1 protein-coding gene is annotated in these 1734 nt (G+C 65.3%); it reads right to left on the bottom strand.

All coding sequences use genetic code 11. The features are described from left to right. Positions 1-490: 490 nt before the first annotated feature. A partial coding sequence (locus WAW17_RS09160) for a hypothetical protein (protein ID WP_422332668.1) occupies positions 491-1734 on the bottom strand: 1244 nt, incomplete at its 5' end.

Here is a 1734-nt window from a genome sequence, read left to right as displayed (position 1 = left end):
GCGCAATCTCCAAACACCGAGCCAAGGGCGACATCGACCGCACCAACTACCACGCCGAGATCAGCATCAGCATCCTCATACCAGCACACTTGACAACAGACCCGCCGCCCTAACTGCGCGGCATTGGCGTTAGCCCGCCAGGACGGACGCACGTGGGGCGGTGCAGGAAAGCCCACGCCGAAGTCCATCCGGATCGCGGCGAAGACGAAAGGATTCGAATACGCCGCCAGCCCCGGGACAGGGACCGACAACCCTGCCCACCACGTCTGGTCCGTGGGAACGAGCCCATCAGCCGCCAAGGTATTCCCGACCATCGATCAAGCGGCCGCCCACATTCAGTCGCTCTGAACACCTCACCGCGCGGCCCAGGCGGGCGCAACGCCGGCATCGCAGCAGACGGCTCGAACCCAACGAAGCCGACGTCAACGACCGCGGACTGCGTCCACGCCTGTGGCTCCGATCCCGTGGGGACCCTGCGCCGTAGCCGGTTTCACGGACACACCGTGACCGGTGCGGGAAGGGGATCGGGAAGTCCCAGCAAGGTCGGCAAGTGGTCTTCGTACCCTGGCCACGGAACCTGCCGGGGCGGCATTGCAGGGACCTCGCCGGCCAGCAGTGCTGAGCTTCCCTCCGGGAGCGGATTACGCAGCGCGATGGCGCTCAGCAGATTCAGGAACCTGAACGTGGTCTCGACGGCCTTGTCGGCGATCAGCCAGAGGTCAGCGGTAGCCCCTCCGTCGAATACCGGTTGGAATCCCCATGCAGCCGCAACCTCGGGGCCGACCTTCTCCTGGAGCTTCGCGGCGATGTCGGCGGTGACGTGGGCGCGAAATGGCGCCTCACCTCGGACTGTGTTCGCCCCGTGCGGCAGTCGGATGACAGGGACCGGCTGGATCTGCACGTTGTGGATGGAGTTGCGCAGCTCGAAAATCACCTTGACGTCGGCCTGGAGGCGATTCAGTTCTGCGATCGCGTCTGCCTCTGCTGGATGGGCGTATCGGTTGCTGACGTTGGTCCTGTACCAATCCGCGTGCAGCTTGGCGGACAGCACTTTCTCCGGCGGCAAACCGAGTGCCAGGTAGAGGGCGCGGGCGATCACGTCCACACCGCCACACAGCAGGAGAAGGAGGTGATCGAAGTCGTCCATGCAGTCCTCGAGTACCGGACTCGTGAGGTAGCTACCCAGACTCCAGGCGATGTCGTCTCGGCCCTCCAGTGCGCGGGCGAGTCGACTAACGGCCGTCCGGTACCGCGACGACACCCCGGTAGTCACCTCCGCCGACGCGCCGCTGCCCCAGGCAACACGGGCTTCCCAGCCGCGCAGAGCTGGCGCCAGGGAGCGGACGGCCTCCTGGTAGTAGGTGTGGCGACTCAGCGTGACTTTGCACGCCGGGCCAGCCTGAAAAATGTGCTGTCGGCGCAGGTAGTGGGCGAGGATGGGAAGCGCCTCCGCTCGCGAGACCACCACCGACCGATCGTGCATCGGCAGAAGTCGGCATGCGGCGACCGGGGATTCCGAGACCAGGATGTCAAACCCTGCATCACGGGTTACCTCCGCCAGGATCGTGTAGTTCACAGCGCTATCCAGACGGAAGTCGGTTCGGTGCTGTCGCTCGAGGTGGCGGTAGGACTGCACCGTTTCGCAGGTGTACCTCTCCGGGCTGGTCGAACCGTGCTTGGCCTCGGTGGCAGATCCGTCCGGGTGCACGTCCTTGTCGTCGATCGACCAGCTGT

Origin of the sequence: Rhodococcus sp. (in: high G+C Gram-positive bacteria) (assembly GCF_049286785.1) — a bacterium.
Lineage (GTDB): Bacteria > Actinomycetota > Actinomycetes > Mycobacteriales > Mycobacteriaceae > Rhodococcus_F.
Note: the sequence above shows the minus strand (reverse complement) of the source record. Positions and strands in the feature narration are given on the sequence as shown.